Source organism: Ilumatobacter coccineus YM16-304, from assembly GCF_000348785.1.
GTDB lineage: Bacteria > Actinomycetota > Acidimicrobiia > Acidimicrobiales > Ilumatobacteraceae > Ilumatobacter_A > Ilumatobacter_A coccineus.
The window spans coordinates 1197279-1213321 of record NC_020520.1 but is presented as its reverse complement, the minus strand read 5'-3'; the positions used below and the strand labels follow the sequence as shown (position 1 = coordinate 1213321).

15 protein-coding genes are annotated in these 16043 nt (G+C 67.8%); 7 read left to right on the top strand and 8 right to left on the bottom strand.

The annotated features are described in order from the left end of the window. Window positions 1-13: 13 nt before the first annotated feature. Window positions 14-2491, top strand: a complete 2478-nt coding sequence (gene glgP, locus YM304_RS05420; RefSeq protein WP_015440642.1) for an alpha-glucan family phosphorylase — start codon at window positions 14-16, stop codon at window positions 2489-2491. Between the two features lie 82 nt (window positions 2492-2573). Continuing rightward, the gene (locus YM304_RS05415; protein ID WP_015440641.1) at window positions 2574-3863 is read left to right on the top strand and encodes an MFS transporter; all 1290 of its coding nucleotides are present in this window, start codon (window positions 2574-2576) and stop codon (window positions 3861-3863) included. Here the strand turns inward: YM304_RS05415 and YM304_RS05410 are convergent. The 3 genes from YM304_RS05410 to YM304_RS05400 form a co-directional block, all read right to left on the bottom strand. Then, complete coding sequence (locus YM304_RS05410) at window positions 3850-4629, bottom strand: enoyl-CoA hydratase/isomerase family protein (RefSeq protein ID WP_015440640.1); 780 nt, start codon at window positions 4627-4629, stop codon at window positions 3850-3852. The two genes, YM304_RS05415 and YM304_RS05410, sit on opposite strands and share 14 nt — an antisense overlap. 82 nt (window positions 4630-4711) lie before the next feature. Continuing rightward, entirely contained in the window at window positions 4712-5671 is a 960-nt protein-coding gene (gene meaB, locus YM304_RS05405; RefSeq protein WP_041298039.1) for a methylmalonyl Co-A mutase-associated GTPase MeaB, read from the bottom strand. 39 nt (window positions 5672-5710) lie between these two features. Continuing rightward, entirely contained in the window at window positions 5711-5968 is a 258-nt protein-coding gene (locus YM304_RS05400) for a NifU family protein (RefSeq protein WP_015440638.1), read from the bottom strand. A 76-nt stretch (window positions 5969-6044) separates the two neighbouring features. Here YM304_RS05400 and YM304_RS24580 point away from each other — a divergent pair, with 76 nt between their 5' ends. Further along, window positions 6045-6191: a hypothetical protein gene (locus tag YM304_RS24580; protein ID WP_154723315.1), complete on the top strand. Its 147-nt coding sequence runs from the start codon at window positions 6045-6047 to the stop codon at window positions 6189-6191. Between the two features lie 36 nt (window positions 6192-6227). Here YM304_RS24580 and murA read toward each other — a convergent pair whose 3' ends face one another. Beyond that, on the bottom strand, window positions 6228-7514 hold the full coding sequence (murA, locus tag YM304_RS05395; protein ID WP_015440637.1) for a UDP-N-acetylglucosamine 1-carboxyvinyltransferase: 1287 nt from the start codon (window positions 7512-7514) through the stop codon (window positions 6228-6230). Window positions 7515-7536: 22 nt separating this feature from the next. On the opposite strand from murA, the gene YM304_RS05390 reads away from it, so the two are divergent. After that, window positions 7537-9090 (top strand): MFS transporter, encoded by a 1554-nt coding sequence (locus YM304_RS05390; protein WP_015440636.1) that lies wholly within the window; start codon window positions 7537-7539, stop codon window positions 9088-9090. A gap of 35 nt (window positions 9091-9125) precedes the next feature. Here YM304_RS05390 and YM304_RS05385 read toward each other — a convergent pair whose 3' ends face one another. Both YM304_RS05385 and YM304_RS05380 read right to left on the bottom strand, forming a co-directional pair. Further along, window positions 9126-9824 (bottom strand): J domain-containing protein, encoded by a 699-nt coding sequence (locus YM304_RS05385; RefSeq protein WP_015440635.1) that lies wholly within the window; start codon window positions 9822-9824, stop codon window positions 9126-9128. 5 nt (window positions 9825-9829) lie between these two features. Then, on the bottom strand, window positions 9830-10642 hold the full coding sequence (locus tag YM304_RS05380; protein ID WP_041298038.1) for a hypothetical protein: 813 nt from the start codon (window positions 10640-10642) through the stop codon (window positions 9830-9832). Between the two features lie 84 nt (window positions 10643-10726). Between YM304_RS05380 and YM304_RS05375 the strand changes: the two genes are divergently transcribed. Next, window positions 10727-11821 carry a hypothetical protein gene (locus YM304_RS05375; RefSeq protein ID WP_015440633.1) on the top strand — a complete coding sequence of 365 codons (1095 nt, stop codon included), beginning with the start codon at window positions 10727-10729 and terminating at the stop codon, window positions 11819-11821. Window positions 11822-11825: 4 nt separating this feature from the next. Here the strand turns inward: YM304_RS05375 and YM304_RS05370 are convergent, their stop codons facing one another. Next, the gene (locus YM304_RS05370) at window positions 11826-13622 is read right to left on the bottom strand and encodes a S9 family peptidase (protein ID WP_162142039.1); all 1797 of its coding nucleotides are present in this window, start codon (window positions 13620-13622) and stop codon (window positions 11826-11828) included. 572 nt (window positions 13623-14194) lie between these two features. Between YM304_RS05370 and glpX the strand changes: the two genes are divergently transcribed. Together glpX and YM304_RS05360 are read left to right on the top strand one after the other, a co-directional pair. Continuing rightward, window positions 14195-15190 (top strand): class II fructose-bisphosphatase, encoded by a 996-nt coding sequence (gene glpX, locus YM304_RS05365; RefSeq protein ID WP_015440631.1) that lies wholly within the window; start codon window positions 14195-14197, stop codon window positions 15188-15190. A 39-nt stretch (window positions 15191-15229) separates the two neighbouring features. After that, the gene (locus YM304_RS05360) at window positions 15230-15706 is read left to right on the top strand and encodes a DUF3291 domain-containing protein (protein WP_015440630.1); all 477 of its coding nucleotides are present in this window, start codon (window positions 15230-15232) and stop codon (window positions 15704-15706) included. Here the strand turns inward: YM304_RS05360 and YM304_RS05355 are convergent. Further along, entirely contained in the window at window positions 15690-15986 is a 297-nt protein-coding gene (locus YM304_RS05355; protein WP_015440629.1) for a DUF1330 domain-containing protein, read from the bottom strand. The genes YM304_RS05360 and YM304_RS05355 overlap by 17 nt on opposite strands. Between the last annotated feature and the right edge of the window lie 57 nt (window positions 15987-16043).

Genomic DNA, 16043 nt, shown 5'->3' with positions numbered 1-16043 from the left:
CCCTCAGCGAACGATGCTCCCGACACATCAATTCACCGTCGTCAGCGAGATTCCGACCGAGCTCGAGGCCTTGCCGCGACTGGCCGCGAACCTCCACTGGGCCTGGGACCGCGAACTCGCCGCGGTGTTCGACCGCGTCGACGAACAACACGCCGACGACAGCTGGCGACGCACCGGCCAACACCCGACCGATCTGATCCGCCGCACCACGCCTCAGCGCTGGAACGAGCTCGCCGCCGACGCGGGCTTCGTCCGCCAGGTCGGTGCTGCGGTCGAGCGACTCGACCAGGCGATCGACGGCCCGTCGTGGTTCGGTGACCGCGCCGACGAATCCGCGCTGCGCAGCGTCGCCTACTTCTCACCGGAGTTCGGCATCACCGAGGCGCTTCCGCAGTACTCGGGTGGGCTCGGCGTCCTGGCCGGCGACCACCTCAAGGCGTCGTCCGACCTCGGCGTGCCGCTCATCGGTGTGGGGCTCCTCTACGCGGAGGGATACTTCCGCCAGCGCCTCAACAGCGACGGGTGGCAGGAGGAGCGCAACGATCGCATCGATCCGAACGCGCTCGGCCTCGTCGACACCGGCGTGACCGTGCACGTCGATCTGGCCGGGGTCACCGCCGCCGTTCGTGTGTGGCGGGTCGACGTCGGTCGCATCGCGCTCTACATGCTCGACACCAACCTCGCCGAGAACAGCCCCGAGATCGTGTCGATCACCAACCGCCTGTACGGCGGCGACGAACAACACCGGCTCCGCCAGGAGATCATCCTCGGCATCGGAGGCGTCCGAGCGCTCCGTGCGCTGGGGCTCGAGCCGCAGGTGTTCCACATGAACGAAGGCCACGCCGGATTCCTCGGTCTCGAACGAGTCCGCGAGTGGGTCGAGCGTGGGCTCACGTTCGCCGAGGCGATCGAAGCCGTGCGCGCCGGAGGCGTGTTCACCACGCACACCCCGGTACCTGCCGGAATCGACCGCTTCCCTCGTGAGCTGTTCGAGCAGTACTTCGCCGACTTCGCACCGTCGCTCGGCATCACGTTCGACGAACTGTTCGAGCTCGGCCGCCGGGCCGACGAGCCCGACGGCAAGTTCAACATGGCGGTCATGGGGCTTCGCCTCGCCTCGCGTCGCAATGGTGTGGCTGCGCTCCACGGCGCAGTCGCCCGCGACATGTTCAGCGGCATGTGGCCCGCACTCGACGCACAGGAGACGCCGATCGGCCACATCACCAACGGTGTCCACGCCCGATCGTGGGTGAGCGACCGCATCGACGAACTGCTCTCCGACGCAGTCGGCGACGACTGGCATCTGGCCGACGCCGAGAACTTTGCACGGGTGCGTGACGTCGACAACGCGGCCATCTGGTCGGTGCGCCGGCAAGGACGCCAAGAACTGGTCGACCTCGTCCGCGACCGCCTGGGCTCCGACCTCCTCGACCCCGACGTGCTCACCATCGGGTTCGCTCGCCGCTTCGCCACCTACAAGCGGGCCAACCTGCTCCTCGGGCAACTCGACCGGCTCAAGGCGCTCCTGTTGTCGGCCGATCGGCCCGTGCAGTTCGTCTTCGCCGGCAAGGCACACCCTGCCGATCACCCCGGCAAGTCGCTCATCCAGAACATCCACGAGATCACGCAGCAGGCCGACGTGCGCCACCGCTTCGTGTTCCTCCCCGACTACGACATCGGCATCGCCCGCACGATGTACCACGGCTGCGACGTCTGGCTCAACACACCGCGGCGTCCGATGGAAGCGTGTGGCACGAGCGGTATGAAGGCCGCCCTCAACGGTGTGCTCAACTGCTCGATCCTCGACGGCTGGTGGGACGAGATGTCCGACGGCACGAACGGCTTCGACATTCCGTCGTTCGACGACGACCACGACGACGCACGCCGCGACCGGCGAGAGGCGTCGGCCACCTTCGACGTGCTCGAGCAACAACTGATCCCGCTGTACTACGCAACGGGTGACGACGGGCTGCCGCACGGCTGGATCGACCGCGTCAAAGACAACTGGGCCACGCTCGGCTGGAACGTCATTGCGGGCCGCATGGTCCGTGACTACACCACGAAGCTCTACGAACCGGCTGCCGAAGCCGGCGATCAGGCAGTGGCCTCCGACGGCGAATGCGCCCGCGAACTCGCCGCTTGGCGCTCGGGCGTCACCTCGGTGTGGGACTCGGTGTCGGTGTCGATCGCCGAGGCCGACTTCGGCGACGGCGTCGCTGGAGCCCCACGACGGGTCACGGCCACGGTCGAGCCCGGCCAACTGCGTCTCGACGAACTGGTCGTCCAGATCGTGCACGGCCCGATCGGTGCCGACGGGTCGATCGACCCTCGCCATCACGAGGTCATCGCGATGCAGCACGACGGTTCGGGCACGTTCACCGGCGAGTTCAGCGCCACCCTCGGCGGCCGTTGGGGAGCCAGCGTTCGTGCGCTCCCGACGCATCGGGCGTTGAGCAGCATCTACGAGACCGGGCTCGTCGCCATCGCCTGATCAGATCGGTGGGCGGTGCCGGGTGACCGGTGTCGACCGAAACCGAGGGCATCGCGACGCCTCGCGTCAGTAGCCTCCAACGATGCCCGCAGCCCCCGTCGCAACGACGGCCGTCCCCGACGTCGCCCCACCGTCCCCGCTGCGGATGCTGTTCGCCTTCGGCGGGCTGATGGCCACGCTCGCGGCCGGGTACGGCGTGCTCTTCACGATCGTCGACGACTACAAGACCGAGTACGGCATCAGCGAGTCGTCGATCGGCATCGTCATCGGGCTCGGCTTCCTCTCGGGCTTCCTGAGCCAGGTGCTCATCGCCCCGTACGCCGACCGCGGCCACGCGCGCACGATCGTGCTCGTCGGCGTCGGCGTCAACGTCGTGGGTCTGCTGCTGATGGCATTGGGCACGACCCTCACACCCATCCTGATCGGCCGGTTCATCTCCGGTCTCGGAATCGGCGCGGCCAGCCCTGCGGTGCGACGGATCGTGATCCTCGCCGACCCCGACAACCTCGGCAGCAACCTCGGTCGCCTGCTGTCGGCCGACGTGTTCGGCTTCGCCATGGGTCCGGCGATCTCGGCCGCGCTCGTCGGACCGTTCGGCATCGCCGCACCCTTCATCGTCATCAGCGTCGTCGCCGTCGTGCTCCTCCCGTTCGTCGCACGTGTCCCGGTCGACGAGACCGCCGTCGAGGCCCGACCGCGCAAGCGGTTGGCGTTCGACCTCCTTCGCAGCCGACCGTTCGCCGGTGCCACCGTGCTCGCCGGGGTCACGTTCGTGATGATCGGTGGGTTCGACGCACTCTGGGCGCTCGTACACGACGAACTCGGCACCGCCGAGTGGATCGCCAACCTCGGCATCACCCTCTTCGCGATTCCGCTCGTGATCCTCGGCCCGTTCGCCGGGAGAACGGCGCAGACCTTCGGTCCGTTCCGGTTGAGCGCGATCGGGCTCTTCGCCGGCGCCGGATTCCTCCTCGGCTACGGCTTGCTCCCCACCGGTGGCCTCATCTTCGCGCTGGCGATGATGCATGCGGTCAGCGACGGCATGACGATCAGCGGCCCCGGCGTGGCCGCCGGCATGTTGGTGCCCGCCGACCGCCAGGCGGGCGCCCAGGGCATGCTCGGGGCCACCCAGGCGATCATGGCCGGGATCATGGCGGTGGTGACCGGCTTCGTGTACGAACACGCCGGCCGCACCGTCGCGTACGGCGTGGTCGCCGGGGTGATGGTGGTGCTGACCTGCGTCGGGCTGTGGCTCGCCGGCGATGCACGGTCGCTCCGACGCCCGCTCTATGACGGTGACGGTGACGCGAGCGTGGTCGCCGATGTCGCGCCCCTGCGGCGGCGCGGGCGCCGGACGCTCAGCGGCCGGTGAACTCGGCCTTGCCCGGCCCGTTCTCGAGGAAGCTCTTCACGCCGATCTGCGAGTCGTCGGTACCGAACACCTCGGTGAAGGCATCGAGTTCGATCTGGAGGCCGTCGGCGAGCGAGGTCGACAGGCCCTGATCGATCGCCTGCTTGGCGATGCCTTGCGCGACGAGCGCACCCTTGGCCAGCTCAGCGCCGAGCGCGAGCGCACGGTCGTGGAGATCATCGGGCGCCACCACTTCGTCGGCGAGGCCGATCCGCAGCGCTTCGTCGGCCTTGACCTGACGGCCCGTGAGGCACAGTTCCTTGGCCTTGCTCGGGCCGACGACGCGGGCCAGCCGCTGCGTTCCGCCGCCGCCGGGGATGATGCCGAGGAGGATCTCGGGCTGGCCGAACACGGCCTTCTCCGAGGCGATGCGGTAGTCGCACGCCAGCGCCAGTTCGCATCCACCACCGAGCGCGTAGCCGCTCACGGCGGCGATGACGAGCCGGGGCAGTGCCGCGAGTGTGTTGAACGCCTCGTGGATCGCCGGACCGATGGTGCGTGCTTCTTCCTGTCCACCGAACTGCGAGATGTCGGCACCTGCGGCGAAGATCCGGTCGCCGCCGGTCACGACGACCGCGCCGGGCAGATCGTCGGCGAGTTCGTTCGCTGCGGCACCGATCTCGGCGACGAGTTCGCCCGAGAGGGCATTGACCTTGCCGTTCGCGAGCGTGATGACCGCCACCCCGTCGTCGCGCCGTTCCAAGGTGAGGAGTTCGTAATCAGCCATGGCGCCGAGCTTGCCAGACGCAGCGCCCTCGCACGAACTCCACTCCCCGTCATCCGGTGTCAGACACCATTTGACGGGCGGGTCAGGCGAGGCCGACGAGCATTTCGTCGGCGGCGGTCCACGGGTCGGTGGACCGAGCGACGACTTCCTCGGTGAGCTCGTCCCAGCGGTCGCCGGTGCAGATCTCACGGGCACGACGGCCGAGGCGCTGCGCGATGATCTCGCGGAGCTCTTCACGAAGCCGGAACGTTCGACGCTCGGCGAGCACACCCGACGACTCGACGTGCGCTCGGTGTTCGAGCACGGTGTCCCACAACTCGACGATCCCCTCGCCCGTGGTGCCGACCGTCGACACGATCGGTGGACGCCAGGTGTCGTGGTCGAGGTCGGAGAGATCGAGCATCTGCATGAGATCTCGCCGGGTCTCGTCGGCACCCTTGCGGTCGGCCTTGTTGATGACGAAGACGTCGGCGATCTCCATCAGACCGGCCTTGTTCGCCTGCACGCTGTCGCCCCAGCCGGGGTTGACGACGACGACGGTCGTGTCGGCCTTGCCGGCCACCTCGACCTCGACCTGGCCCACGCCCACGGTCTCGACCAGGATCCAGTGGCGCCCGATCGCATCGAGCGCGCGCACGGCCTCGGGAGTGGCGAGCGAAAGACCACCGAGATGACCTCTTGTCGCCATCGAACGGATGAACACGCCGGGGTCGGTCGCATGGTCTTGCATGCGGACTCGATCGCCGAGGATCGCGCCACCGGTGAACGGCGACGACGGGTCGATCGCGAGGACGGCGATCTCGAGCTCGAGCGATCGCAGGTGGCCGATGATCGAGCTGGTCAACGTCGACTTGCCGGCACCGGGGGCACCGGTGAGGCCGACGGTGTAGCCCGCACCCGAGCGGGGATACGCCAGCCGACCGATCTCGCGGGCTTCGTCGTCGCCGCGCTCGATGAGCGACAACAACCTGGCCAGCGACGATCGATCACCGTCGAGAGCAGCTTGGAAGAGTTCGGGGACCGGGAGACGTTGACGCGCCATGAGCACACAGTCTCACCGACCGGCGGTGCCAGAACCCAATCAGGCGTCGATCGCCTCGGCAGCGGCGTCGTCGGCGATGTTGATCACTTCGGTGACCCCGTCGATGCGGTCCCGCATGATGCGTTCGATACCGGCTTTGAGCGTGTGCGACGACGCCGGACAGCCGACGCAGGCGCCCGTGAGTTCGACCTCGATGATGCCGGTGTCTTCGTTGACCTTGTGCAGGACGATGTCGCCGCCGTCGGCTTGGAGCGCCGGACGGATCACTTCGATGGTGGCTTCAACCTGTTCCTGCATGTGTGCATCCTGTTCGTCGACGTCCATTCAATCAACCGCGGCCGGTCGATCCTGATTCCCCCGTACCCTTCGTGACGTGCCCATCGTCGTTGCGTCGCTCCTCGCTCACCAGGGTGGCTGGGACGAGGCGCTGCTCATCGGTGGACCCATGGCGGTCATCGCCGCGTTGCTGGTCGTCGCCAAGCGCCGTGTCGACAAGATGACACCGCCCTCCAACGACTGACCCGTTCACTCCCCGCCGGCGTCTCCCTGGGACCTGTCAGTCGCGTTCGATGTCGGCGCCCACGGCCTGGAGACGGCCGACGAGATCGTCGTAGCCCCGGTCGATGTGGTGGATCCCCGAGATCGTGGTCTCCCCTTCGGCGGCGAGACCGGCCACCACCATCGCTGCGCCGGCGCGGATGTCGTGGGCCTTCACCGGGGCACCCGACAGTCGCGGCACGCCGCGGATGACCGCGTGGTGGCCGCTCGTGCGCACGTCGGCGCCGAGGCGCTGCAGTTCTTCGACGTAGCGGAAGCGACCCGGGTAGAGGTTCTCGGTGACGATCCCGACGCCGTCGGCGACCGCCAGCATCGTGATGATCAGCGGCTTGTAGTCGGTGGCGATGCCGGGGTACGGCAGCGTCGCGACGTCGATCGACCGCGGGCGTTCGTCGGACGCGACGACGATGCCGGTGTCGGTCGGGGTGAGGTCGAGACCCATGTTGGCGAAGCGGTCGAGCAGCATCGTCATGTGGTCGGCGCGGGCGCCGACGATGTCGAGTCGGCCGCCGGCGACCGAACAGGCGGCGAGATACGTGGCGGCCTGGATGCGATCGGGAACGGTCTGGTGGCGGACCGGGCGCAACGTCGACTGCTCGACGCCTTCGATGACGAGCGTCGGCGTGCCGATGCCGTCGATCTTGGCGCCCATCGACACCAGGAACTCGCAGAGGTCGGTGATCTCGGGTTCGCGCGCGGCGTTGTCGATCGTGGTGACGCCGTCGGCGAGCACGGCCGCCGTCATGAGGTTCTCGGTGGCACCGACCGACGGGAAGTCGAACGTGATGTCGGCGCCGTGGAGGCGATCGGCGCGCGCTTCGAGGTAGCCGTGGCTGAACTTGAACTCGGCGCCCATCGCTTCGAGCCCGGCGATGTGCATGTCGATCGGTCGCGCCCCGAAGTCGTCGCCGCCCGGCATCGAGAGGCGAACCTCGCCACAGCGCGTCAGCAGCGGGCCGAGCACGTTGATCGACGCCCGGATCCGCTCGACGAGTTCGTACGGGGCGACCGGCGTGATCTTGCCCGTGTTGACGAGCACCAGTTCGCCCGGGCCCGGCCGCGTCATCTCGACACCGATCGCCGCGAGCAGGTCACCCATGATGGCGACGTCGGCGATGTCGGGGACGTTGCTCAGCTCGAATGCTCCGTCGCACAGAATGGTGGTGGCCATCAGTTTGAGCACGGAGTTCTTCGCCCCGGGCACGTGCACGGTGCCTTCGAGTGGACCGTTCCCGCGCACGCGGATCGTCTCGAGTTGCTCGTCTGGCTCAAGCAGTGCGTTCACAGCGCACCAGTATGCTCGCCCGGTGACGTCTGGCGGGAGCACCCTCACCCGACGCTGGCCGAACGACGCCGAGCACCGCAACCTGATCCTCGTCGCTCGGGACGATCTTGTCGCCGAATCCGGCCCGTCGACCAGTGACGACGGGGCCGCCGTGTACGCCCAGCAGCACGGTCCGTTCTCGTCGTATCTCCGGACGGTCGACACCACCGACACCGAGATCGTCGAGACGACGACCTACCGACTGCAGATTCCGTGGTTCGGCTGGCTGTTCAAGCGGCCGGCTCGCGGCGTGCTCGCTCGGCGTCTCTCGTCGACCGGATGGTGGCTCCCGCCCGATCGGCTCGACGCCACGCAACTCCTCGTCCTCGGGCTGCTCGCCGCCGCGTCGATGTCGGCAGCATTCGTCAACACCTTGTTCACGCAGACCGCCGAATTCGCGGCCGATGACTTCGGCGTCGGTAACACCGGTGTCGGCGTGGCGGGTGCCGTGGTTCGCGCCGGCATCGTGGTCGCACTCCCGGCGGCAGTGCTCGCCGATCGGATCGGACGACGACGCGTCGTGGTCGTCGTCGCCTGGCTCGGCCCGCTGTTGTGCCTGCTCAGCGCCATTGCTCCGTCGTTCGAGATCCTCGTGATCACGCAGGCGTTCGGTCGCCCCATGGGTATCGCTCTCGCCTTCCTCGTGGGCGTGATCGCCTCGGAGGAGATGCCGAAGAACAGCCGCGCGTACGCGGTGAGCGTGCTCGCCATGGCGTCCGGGTTCGGTGCAGGCATCGCCGTGATGTCGTTGCGACTCGCCGACACGGGCGAGAGCGGATGGCGCCTCGTCTACGTCGTGTCGGCGATCTGGTGCATCGTCGCCCTCGACCTCGTCCGCCGACTGCCCGAGACGCGTCGATTCACCGCCGAGGCCGCCCGCGTCGACCGACCCTCGCGAGCCCCGCGCCTCGACCGCAAGCGTTTCGCCCTCCTCGCGGCCGTCGCCTTCATGGGCAACATCTTCATCTCGCCCGCCAGCTTCTTCCAGAACAGCTACCTCGAGGACGTGCGCAACTTCTCGGCCGGCGACATCGGCCTCTTCTCGATCCTTGTCGGTACGCCGGCCGGCATCGGGCTGATCGTCGGCGGACGGATCGCCGATCAGCGCGGACGGCGCCGGTTGATCTCGATCGCACTGCCGGCATCGGTCATTGCGATCGTGGCCGCGTTCAGCGTCGGCGGCCTCGGGCTGTGGGCGTTCTCGCTCGTCGGCGGGATCCTGGGCAGCTCCGTGTTCCCGGCCATGGCGGTGTACCGCACCGAACTGTTCCCCACCGGCAACCGCACGCGGGCGGCCGGGTTCATCACGGCGTTCGCCCTGGTCGGGGGCATCGGCGGCCTGCTGGCCACCGGCCAACTCCTCGACCGCGACTGGTCGTACGGCTCGGTGATGGCGCTCATGGCCGTCGGCCAGTTGGTCGTGACCGTCCTCGTGGTCGCGGCGTATCCCGAGACCGCCCACACCGAACTCGAAGACCTCAACCCCGAAGACGGTCGGCTCGACATCGGCGGCGACCGAGCCGTACCCCTCGACTGACCGGACGGTTTGTCTCTGAGACAAACCGTCCGGGTTCAGGACTTGGCGTTGAGGATGCGACGGGCTTCGCTCAGGTCGCTCATCGCTTTGGCCGCGTCGATCTCGGCACCGCCGTGATCGGGGTGCACCCCACGCATCCGCTCGCGAAACGCCTTGGTCACCTCTCGCTTCGACGGCCGTTTGCCGGTCACTTCGAATCCCATGATCTGCATCGCCCAGCCGCGCGGATCGGCCAGCGCTTCGAGCGTCGTGGTCTGCGAACCGGCGAAGTGCGCGATCATCGTCGGCCCGATCGGGCCGCGCCAACGCGCCGCCTTCTCGAGCAGGGGCATGAGCTGGCGACGGTGTTCCATCGCCAACCGCTCGACGGCGTAGATCGCCCCGAGCACCTGTGCCAGATCGGACCCGGTGGTGGCGAAGTCGAACGAGATGTCGTCGCCTTCACCCACGAGTTGATGCGTGCTGTGCGACAGCCCGTGGCGGTCGATCTGGAACCGGTGACGGAGCCTCGGCTGGACGATCCGTTCACCCGAACCGACCTGCTTGATCAGGTGATGGATGTCAGGAACGAGATCGTCGTCGACGCCGTCGAGGTGCTGGGCGATGATCGCCCCGATCAGGAGCCCGCCGAAACCCGGAGCCGGGTCGACCGGCAGCACCATGTGCCCGAGCGCGACACGGCGCGTCGGCTGCACCGGCCGACTGTGATGGATCTCGAGCTCGGCGAGCAGCATCGGGCTCAGACGAAGGGCCGAACGAGTTCGCGCAGCGACTGCGCGAGCCCGATGACGTCCGATGACTCGTCGAGCCGGTCGGAACCGTCGTCGTCGACGCGGTCGCCGGAGGCGTCGGCCATGATCCGGTCGACGATCTTGCCGACGCCGTCGACCACCTGCGACCACGTGCGTGGGGCGAAGGCGTAGGGCGGATGCTTCGGGTCGATCTGCTCGTTCAGGTCGATGAGCAGTGTGCGTGACTTGGCGTCGAACGGGTCCTTGGCCAACTTGTTCGCTGCGAGGAACACATCGGACAGCACACCATCGGGGGCGCTCGCCTCCGAGCTCGGATCGGCCGACATCAGCTCGCCGGACTCGATCGCGTCGAGGAGGTCATCGACGGCGTCTTCGGCGTCTTGCGCGACGATCACGGTGGCTCCGGTCCAGCGGTGCGGAATCTCGGATTCGACGAGCGACTCCGTCAGCACCTTGCGGTCGGCATCGGTCCACTCGTCGAGGTTGAACTCCGTCGACTCGGCGTCGTCGTCGAGACCGATCGGAAACGGCCCGATCTCGGCTTCGAGCTTGTCGAACATGGCGTCGGTGGCGTCTTCGACCGATTCGGGAACGAGCAACTCCTCGCCGTCCCAGGCATGCGGCAGATCGGCGTCGGCGAGCGCTTCGCTCAGCTCGGCGCGCTGGTCGAAGGTCCACGCCGAGAGGTCGTAGTGCACCTTGACGGTCGCGGGGTCGGACGGGTCGAAGTCGATGTCGAGCCCGGCGCCGGCCTGCGTCTCGTGCTTCTCGGCGCCACCTTGCTTGTTCACGAATGCCACGGCTGCACGCTACCGCCGCACGGATTCGCTGTGCTTCGCGGGCGATTTGCGCTCCGATGACGCCGAGCTGCCAGATTGATGCACATGACGACGCAGAACTCCCCCGCCCCACGCCTCGCTCGATCTCGTTGGGCTGCATTCGGCGCCGCTGTCGCGGTCGCCCTCGGCGCCGGGGGCGGCTTCGGACTCGCCAACGCCGTGCAAGACTCCGGGGAGCGCTCGACCTACACACCGATCAGCCCGTGCCGACTGGCCGACACCCGCTCGAACAACCAGATCGGACCGCGCAACGTTCCGATCGGACCCGACGAGGTCTACACCATCGCCGCCCGTGGCGAGCAGGGTCAGTGCGTGGCCGCCGATCTTCCCGACGATGCCACCGCGCTCGTGCTCAACGTCACGGCGCTCGGCGCGACCAGCCAGACGTTCCTCACCTTCTGGCCCGACGGCGATCGCCCCGAGGCGGCGAGTCTGAACCCGTCGGTCGGTGCTCCGCCGATCCCCAACGCCGTCACGACGGCACTCGCCTCCGACGGCAGTTTCAAGATCTACAACGAACGAGGTGACGTCAACGTCGTGATCGACGTCGCCGGGTTCTACACCGACCACAACCACGACGACCGCTACTACACCAAGACCGAGATCGACGACCGCAACTACACCAAGTCCGAGAGCGACGAGCGCTACTACGACCGGGCCACGACCGAGGCGCTCATCGCGATCGCCGGTCTGCGCATCGGCACCATCGCAGTCGCTGCTCCGGAGTTCAGCCATCGGGCGAGCCCGGCAGAGTACGAGATGACCGGCGGTGGGGTCTGGATCCCGAACGGCGAGGATGGGTATCAGCTCGAAGCCGGCGTGTCACTCCCCGACGGTGCCCAACTGGGCGAACTCCGGGCGACCGTGTTCGACAACACCGGCCCCGACGACCTTCGAGTCGAGCTCGTCAGGTACGACGACGCCGGCGTGCGCACGATCATCGGTGTGGCGAACTCGTCGGGGACGAGCGGCGACTACCTCGAATGGGTGTCGAAGACGCTGATCGATGAGCAGGTCGACAACGACAACTACTCGTACGTGCTCGAGGCGAGCGCCAGGCTGTCGTCGAACAGCAACGTCACTGCGTGGCCGCACGACAACATCCGGCTCCTCAAGGTCGAAGTCCAGTACGCCGACTGAACGTTCACCCGCCGACGATTCGGTCGAGGAATACCTCGGTGCGGGCGTACTCGTCGGCGACGTTGACCGGGTCGCGGAATCCGTGGCCTTCGCCGTCGTACACGACGTAGTCGATGTCGCCGCCCACTGCTCGGATCCGTTCGACGAGCGCGGTGCTCTGCTCGATCGGCACGACCGGATCGTCGGTGCCGTGGAACACCAGCACCGGTTGCACGATTCGGTCGGCACGGTGGATCGGCGACAGCTCGGTGTATCGGTCGGCGGACTCGGGCAACGGTCCGACCAGGGTGTCGGTGTAGTGCGCCTCGAAGCGATGGGTCACCTCCGTCAGCGCCAACAGGTCGCTCACCGGATACGACGCGACGCCCCCGGCGACGAGGTGGCCGTGGTCGGCGAGCACGCCGAGCACCGTCAACCCACCCGACGACCCACCCATCATCACCGTGCGGTCGGGACTCGACCAGCCCTGCGAGTGCGAGCAAGCGAGCAGGTCGGCGGTGTCGTCGACGTCGAGGCGACCCCAACCACCGTGTAGCGCCTGTTGGTACTCGCGACCGTGCCCGGTCGTGCCACGGGGATCGACCACGAGGATGTCCCACCCGCGGCTCAGCCAGTACGAGAACCTCGGACGCCACTCGACCTGCCACTGATCGGTCGGTCCGCCGTGCACCCAGCAGATCGTTCGGCCTTCGCCCGCGACGAACCGTCGAGCGTGCAACGTGGCGCTCGCGTCCGACGACTCACACGCGACGAGTTCTGGTTCGGGCAGATCCCGGCTGCTCCACGCCTCGTTCGGACCGACTGCGAGCGGGCGGCGAGTCGCTTCGCCGCCTCCGACCTCGTAGATCACGACCTGTGTCGGAGTGCGAGCGCCGCTGCGCAACGCCACCACCGATTCGCCGTCGGGGAGCCACATCACGTGACCGTGCACGCCGCGGCCGAGTCGTTCCACCTCACCGCTCGACAGATCGACCACGTTCAGGCTTCCGTGACCGGCTTCGTTGCGCGTGAACGCGACTCGAGCGCCGTCGGGCGACACGTCGTACGAGCGGTTGCCCATCCCCCACGTCGGCCCGGCATGCTCCAGCGACTCGGCGACGACAGTGTCGCCGCCGAGGTACACGTTGAGCCACCCCGAGCCGTCGTGGACGTGCATCGGGCGGCCGTCGGGAGCGAAGCGCGGCTGTTGGATCGCTGCGTCGTCGATGCCCGTGATGCTGATCGCTCCGGTCGCCAACGAGCAGTCGACACGCACCGCGCCGTCCCACGGCATGTCGGGTGGGCTCCAACCGGCCCACGACACCATCGTTCCGTCCGGAGACACGCACGGATCGAAACAGAACTCGTGGCGACCATCGTCGAGGCGCTGCGTCTCCCCCGACGACAACGATGTCGACATCACGCGAGCCTCGTCGACCACGTAGACGACGAACTCGCTCGTGCCGCCGGCGGTCATCGAATCGACCGCCGGGGCCCGACACGATCCCTCGATCGAGGTGACCATGCGCCCTGCCGAACCATCACTCGGTTGCAGCCACAGCGACCCCTCCGACGTCACGTACACCAGCTCGGCACCCCCGCCGGTCCACGTGTAACAGGCGCCGCCGAGGCCACGCCCCGGGGCAGGGTCGGGTCCGTGGCTCAGCAGACGTGGCGGCCGACGATCGAGGTGTTGGATCACGATCGCCGACTGCCGGCCCCACCGCTGCACCCAGCTCACCGCACCGCCACCGGGCACCGGTTTCGGTTCGGTCAGGTCGATTCCCGACTGGACGAGCGACAACGGAATCGGATCGAGCACGCCCGAATCGTAGGGCGACGCGAAACCCACTTGATCGACCGCTGCCGTTTCGCCGACACTGTGCCTCGACCCACGAGAGGAGGTGCCCCGATGATCAACCCAACCGACACGCCGAACATGCCGAATCCCGGCAACGACACGACCCGCGTCGCCATCGGAGCGGCACCCCTCGTGCTCTGCCGCCTCGGCTGACGATCCGGCCATCGCGCCCCGTCCACCGGTCAGGCGACCTTTCCACCGAAGGGCGATCTTGCGCCCAGTGGCCGAGCCGCGCCCGTCCCCACTCGCTGCGCACACGCGCACCGGTTCCCCAACAACAACCACCAACAGAAAGCAGCACCGCCATGTACGGCATCAGCACACACCACGACCTGCTCATCATCCGACAGATCCACTCGGACCTGCGTCGACACACGAGCGTCTCGAAAGAGTTCCGTGAGGCCAGCGGCCATCACCGATATCGCTCGCGACACCGACGCCGAGTCAGGTCGTAGCCGAAACCAGCTCCGTTTCCGGCCGAATCCGATCGGCCGGAAACGGAGAGTTCGGGCCGCATTGGTTACGTTGAAGACATGACATCGTCGTCACGCCAGCAACCAGACCGAAACCTCGCCATGGAGCTCGTCCGAGCGACCGAAGCAGCATGCATGGCCGCCGCCCGATGGGTCGGCCGAGGCGAGAAGGAAGCCGCCGACGGGGCAGCCGTCGAGGCGATGCGCCTCTCGCTCTCGACGGTGTCGATGACCGGCACCGTCATCATCGGCGAAGGCGAGAAGGACGATGCCCCGATGCTGTTCAACGGCGAGGAGGTCGGCGACGGTTCACTGCCGCTCGTCGACGTCGCCGTCGACCCGATCGACGGCACCACCCTCACAGCACACGGCAAGACCAACGCACTCTCGGTCATCGCGGTGGCCGACCGCGGCTCGATGCTCGACCCGGGCCCGTCGTTCTACATGCAGAAGATCTGCGTCGGCCCCGAGTCGGTCGGCGCGATCGACATCACCGCCAGCGCCACACAGAACCTGCGATGGATCGCCAAGTCGAAGCGCAACGACGTCCGCGACCTCACTGCGGTGATCCTCGACCGCCCGCGCCACGAAGACCTCATCCGCGAGGTGCGTGCGGCCGGCTGTCGTATCCGGCTCATCAGCGACGGCGACGTCTACGGCTCGGTGGCCACGTCGTGGCCCGACGCCGGCGTCGACGTGCTGTTCGGCATCGGCGGCACCCCCGAGGGCGTCATCTCCGCCGCCGCCATGAAGGCGATGGGCGGTGAGATGCAGGTGCGCTTCGCCCCGCAGAGCGACGACGAGAAGAACGCGATGCTCGACGCCGGCTACGACCTCGACCGCGTCATGACCCAAGACGACCTCATCACCAGCGACAACGCGTTCTTCGCCGCCACGGGCCTCACCGACGGGGCGCTGCTCCGCGGCGTCCGCTTCGACGCTCGCGGGGCCCGCACGCAGAGCCTCGTGATGCGCTCACGATCGGGCACGGTCCGGTTCATCGACGCTCGCCACCGGGTCAAGAAGCTTCGCGAGTTCGCGGCCATCGACTACTGATCACGATCGTGCAGACATGAGACTGTACTCTCATGTCTGATGACGACGTATCACCTGGCACAACTCAACCTCGGCCTGCTGCGCGCGCCGCTCGACACCGACGAGATGGCGGAGTTTCGTGCCGCGCTCGACCCGATCAACGCGATAGCCGAAGCGACGCCAGGGTTCGTGTGGAGGCTGCAAGACGACTCGGGCCAGTCATCGACCCACGTGGAGGTGCCGGGTGCCACCGACCCGCTGTGGGCGCCCAACATGTCGGTGTGGGAGTCGCTCGAGTCGCTCCAGCACTTCATGTACAAGAGCGGGCACGCGAGCTACCTGCGGCGACGCGCGGAGTGGTTCCAACGCCCCGAGGGGCTGATCAACGTGCTGTGGTGGCTTCCGGCCGGTGAGATCCCGACGCTCGACGACGGCGTGCGACGCCTCCGCCACCTGGAAGCGAACGGGCCGAGCGACGAAGGTTGGGACCTCCGCCGTCGGCTCGATCCGCCGGACGCGTTCAGCCGAAGCCGTTGACGAGCACGGCGAAGTGCTTCGACGTGGCGTCGTGGCGCTTGCCGACGACCGCCTGGTACTCGCCCGACTCGTAGATCTCCTTGGCCTTCTCCATCGACTCGAACTCGAGCACCACGGTCTGCTTGCCGGCGCCTTCCCCCTCGACCTGAGTGGAGTCACCGTCGAGCACCAACAGCTTGCAATCGGTACCGATCTTCAGGGCCGGGCCGGCGCCTTGCTGGTACTCGCCGTACAGCTCCGGATTGTCGACGTCGTAGTTCACGATGAGGTAAGCGGTCATGGACAGATCCTGCCAGACGCTCGGCCCCCGTGACGCAGCGAAGCGGCCCCGAGGGGC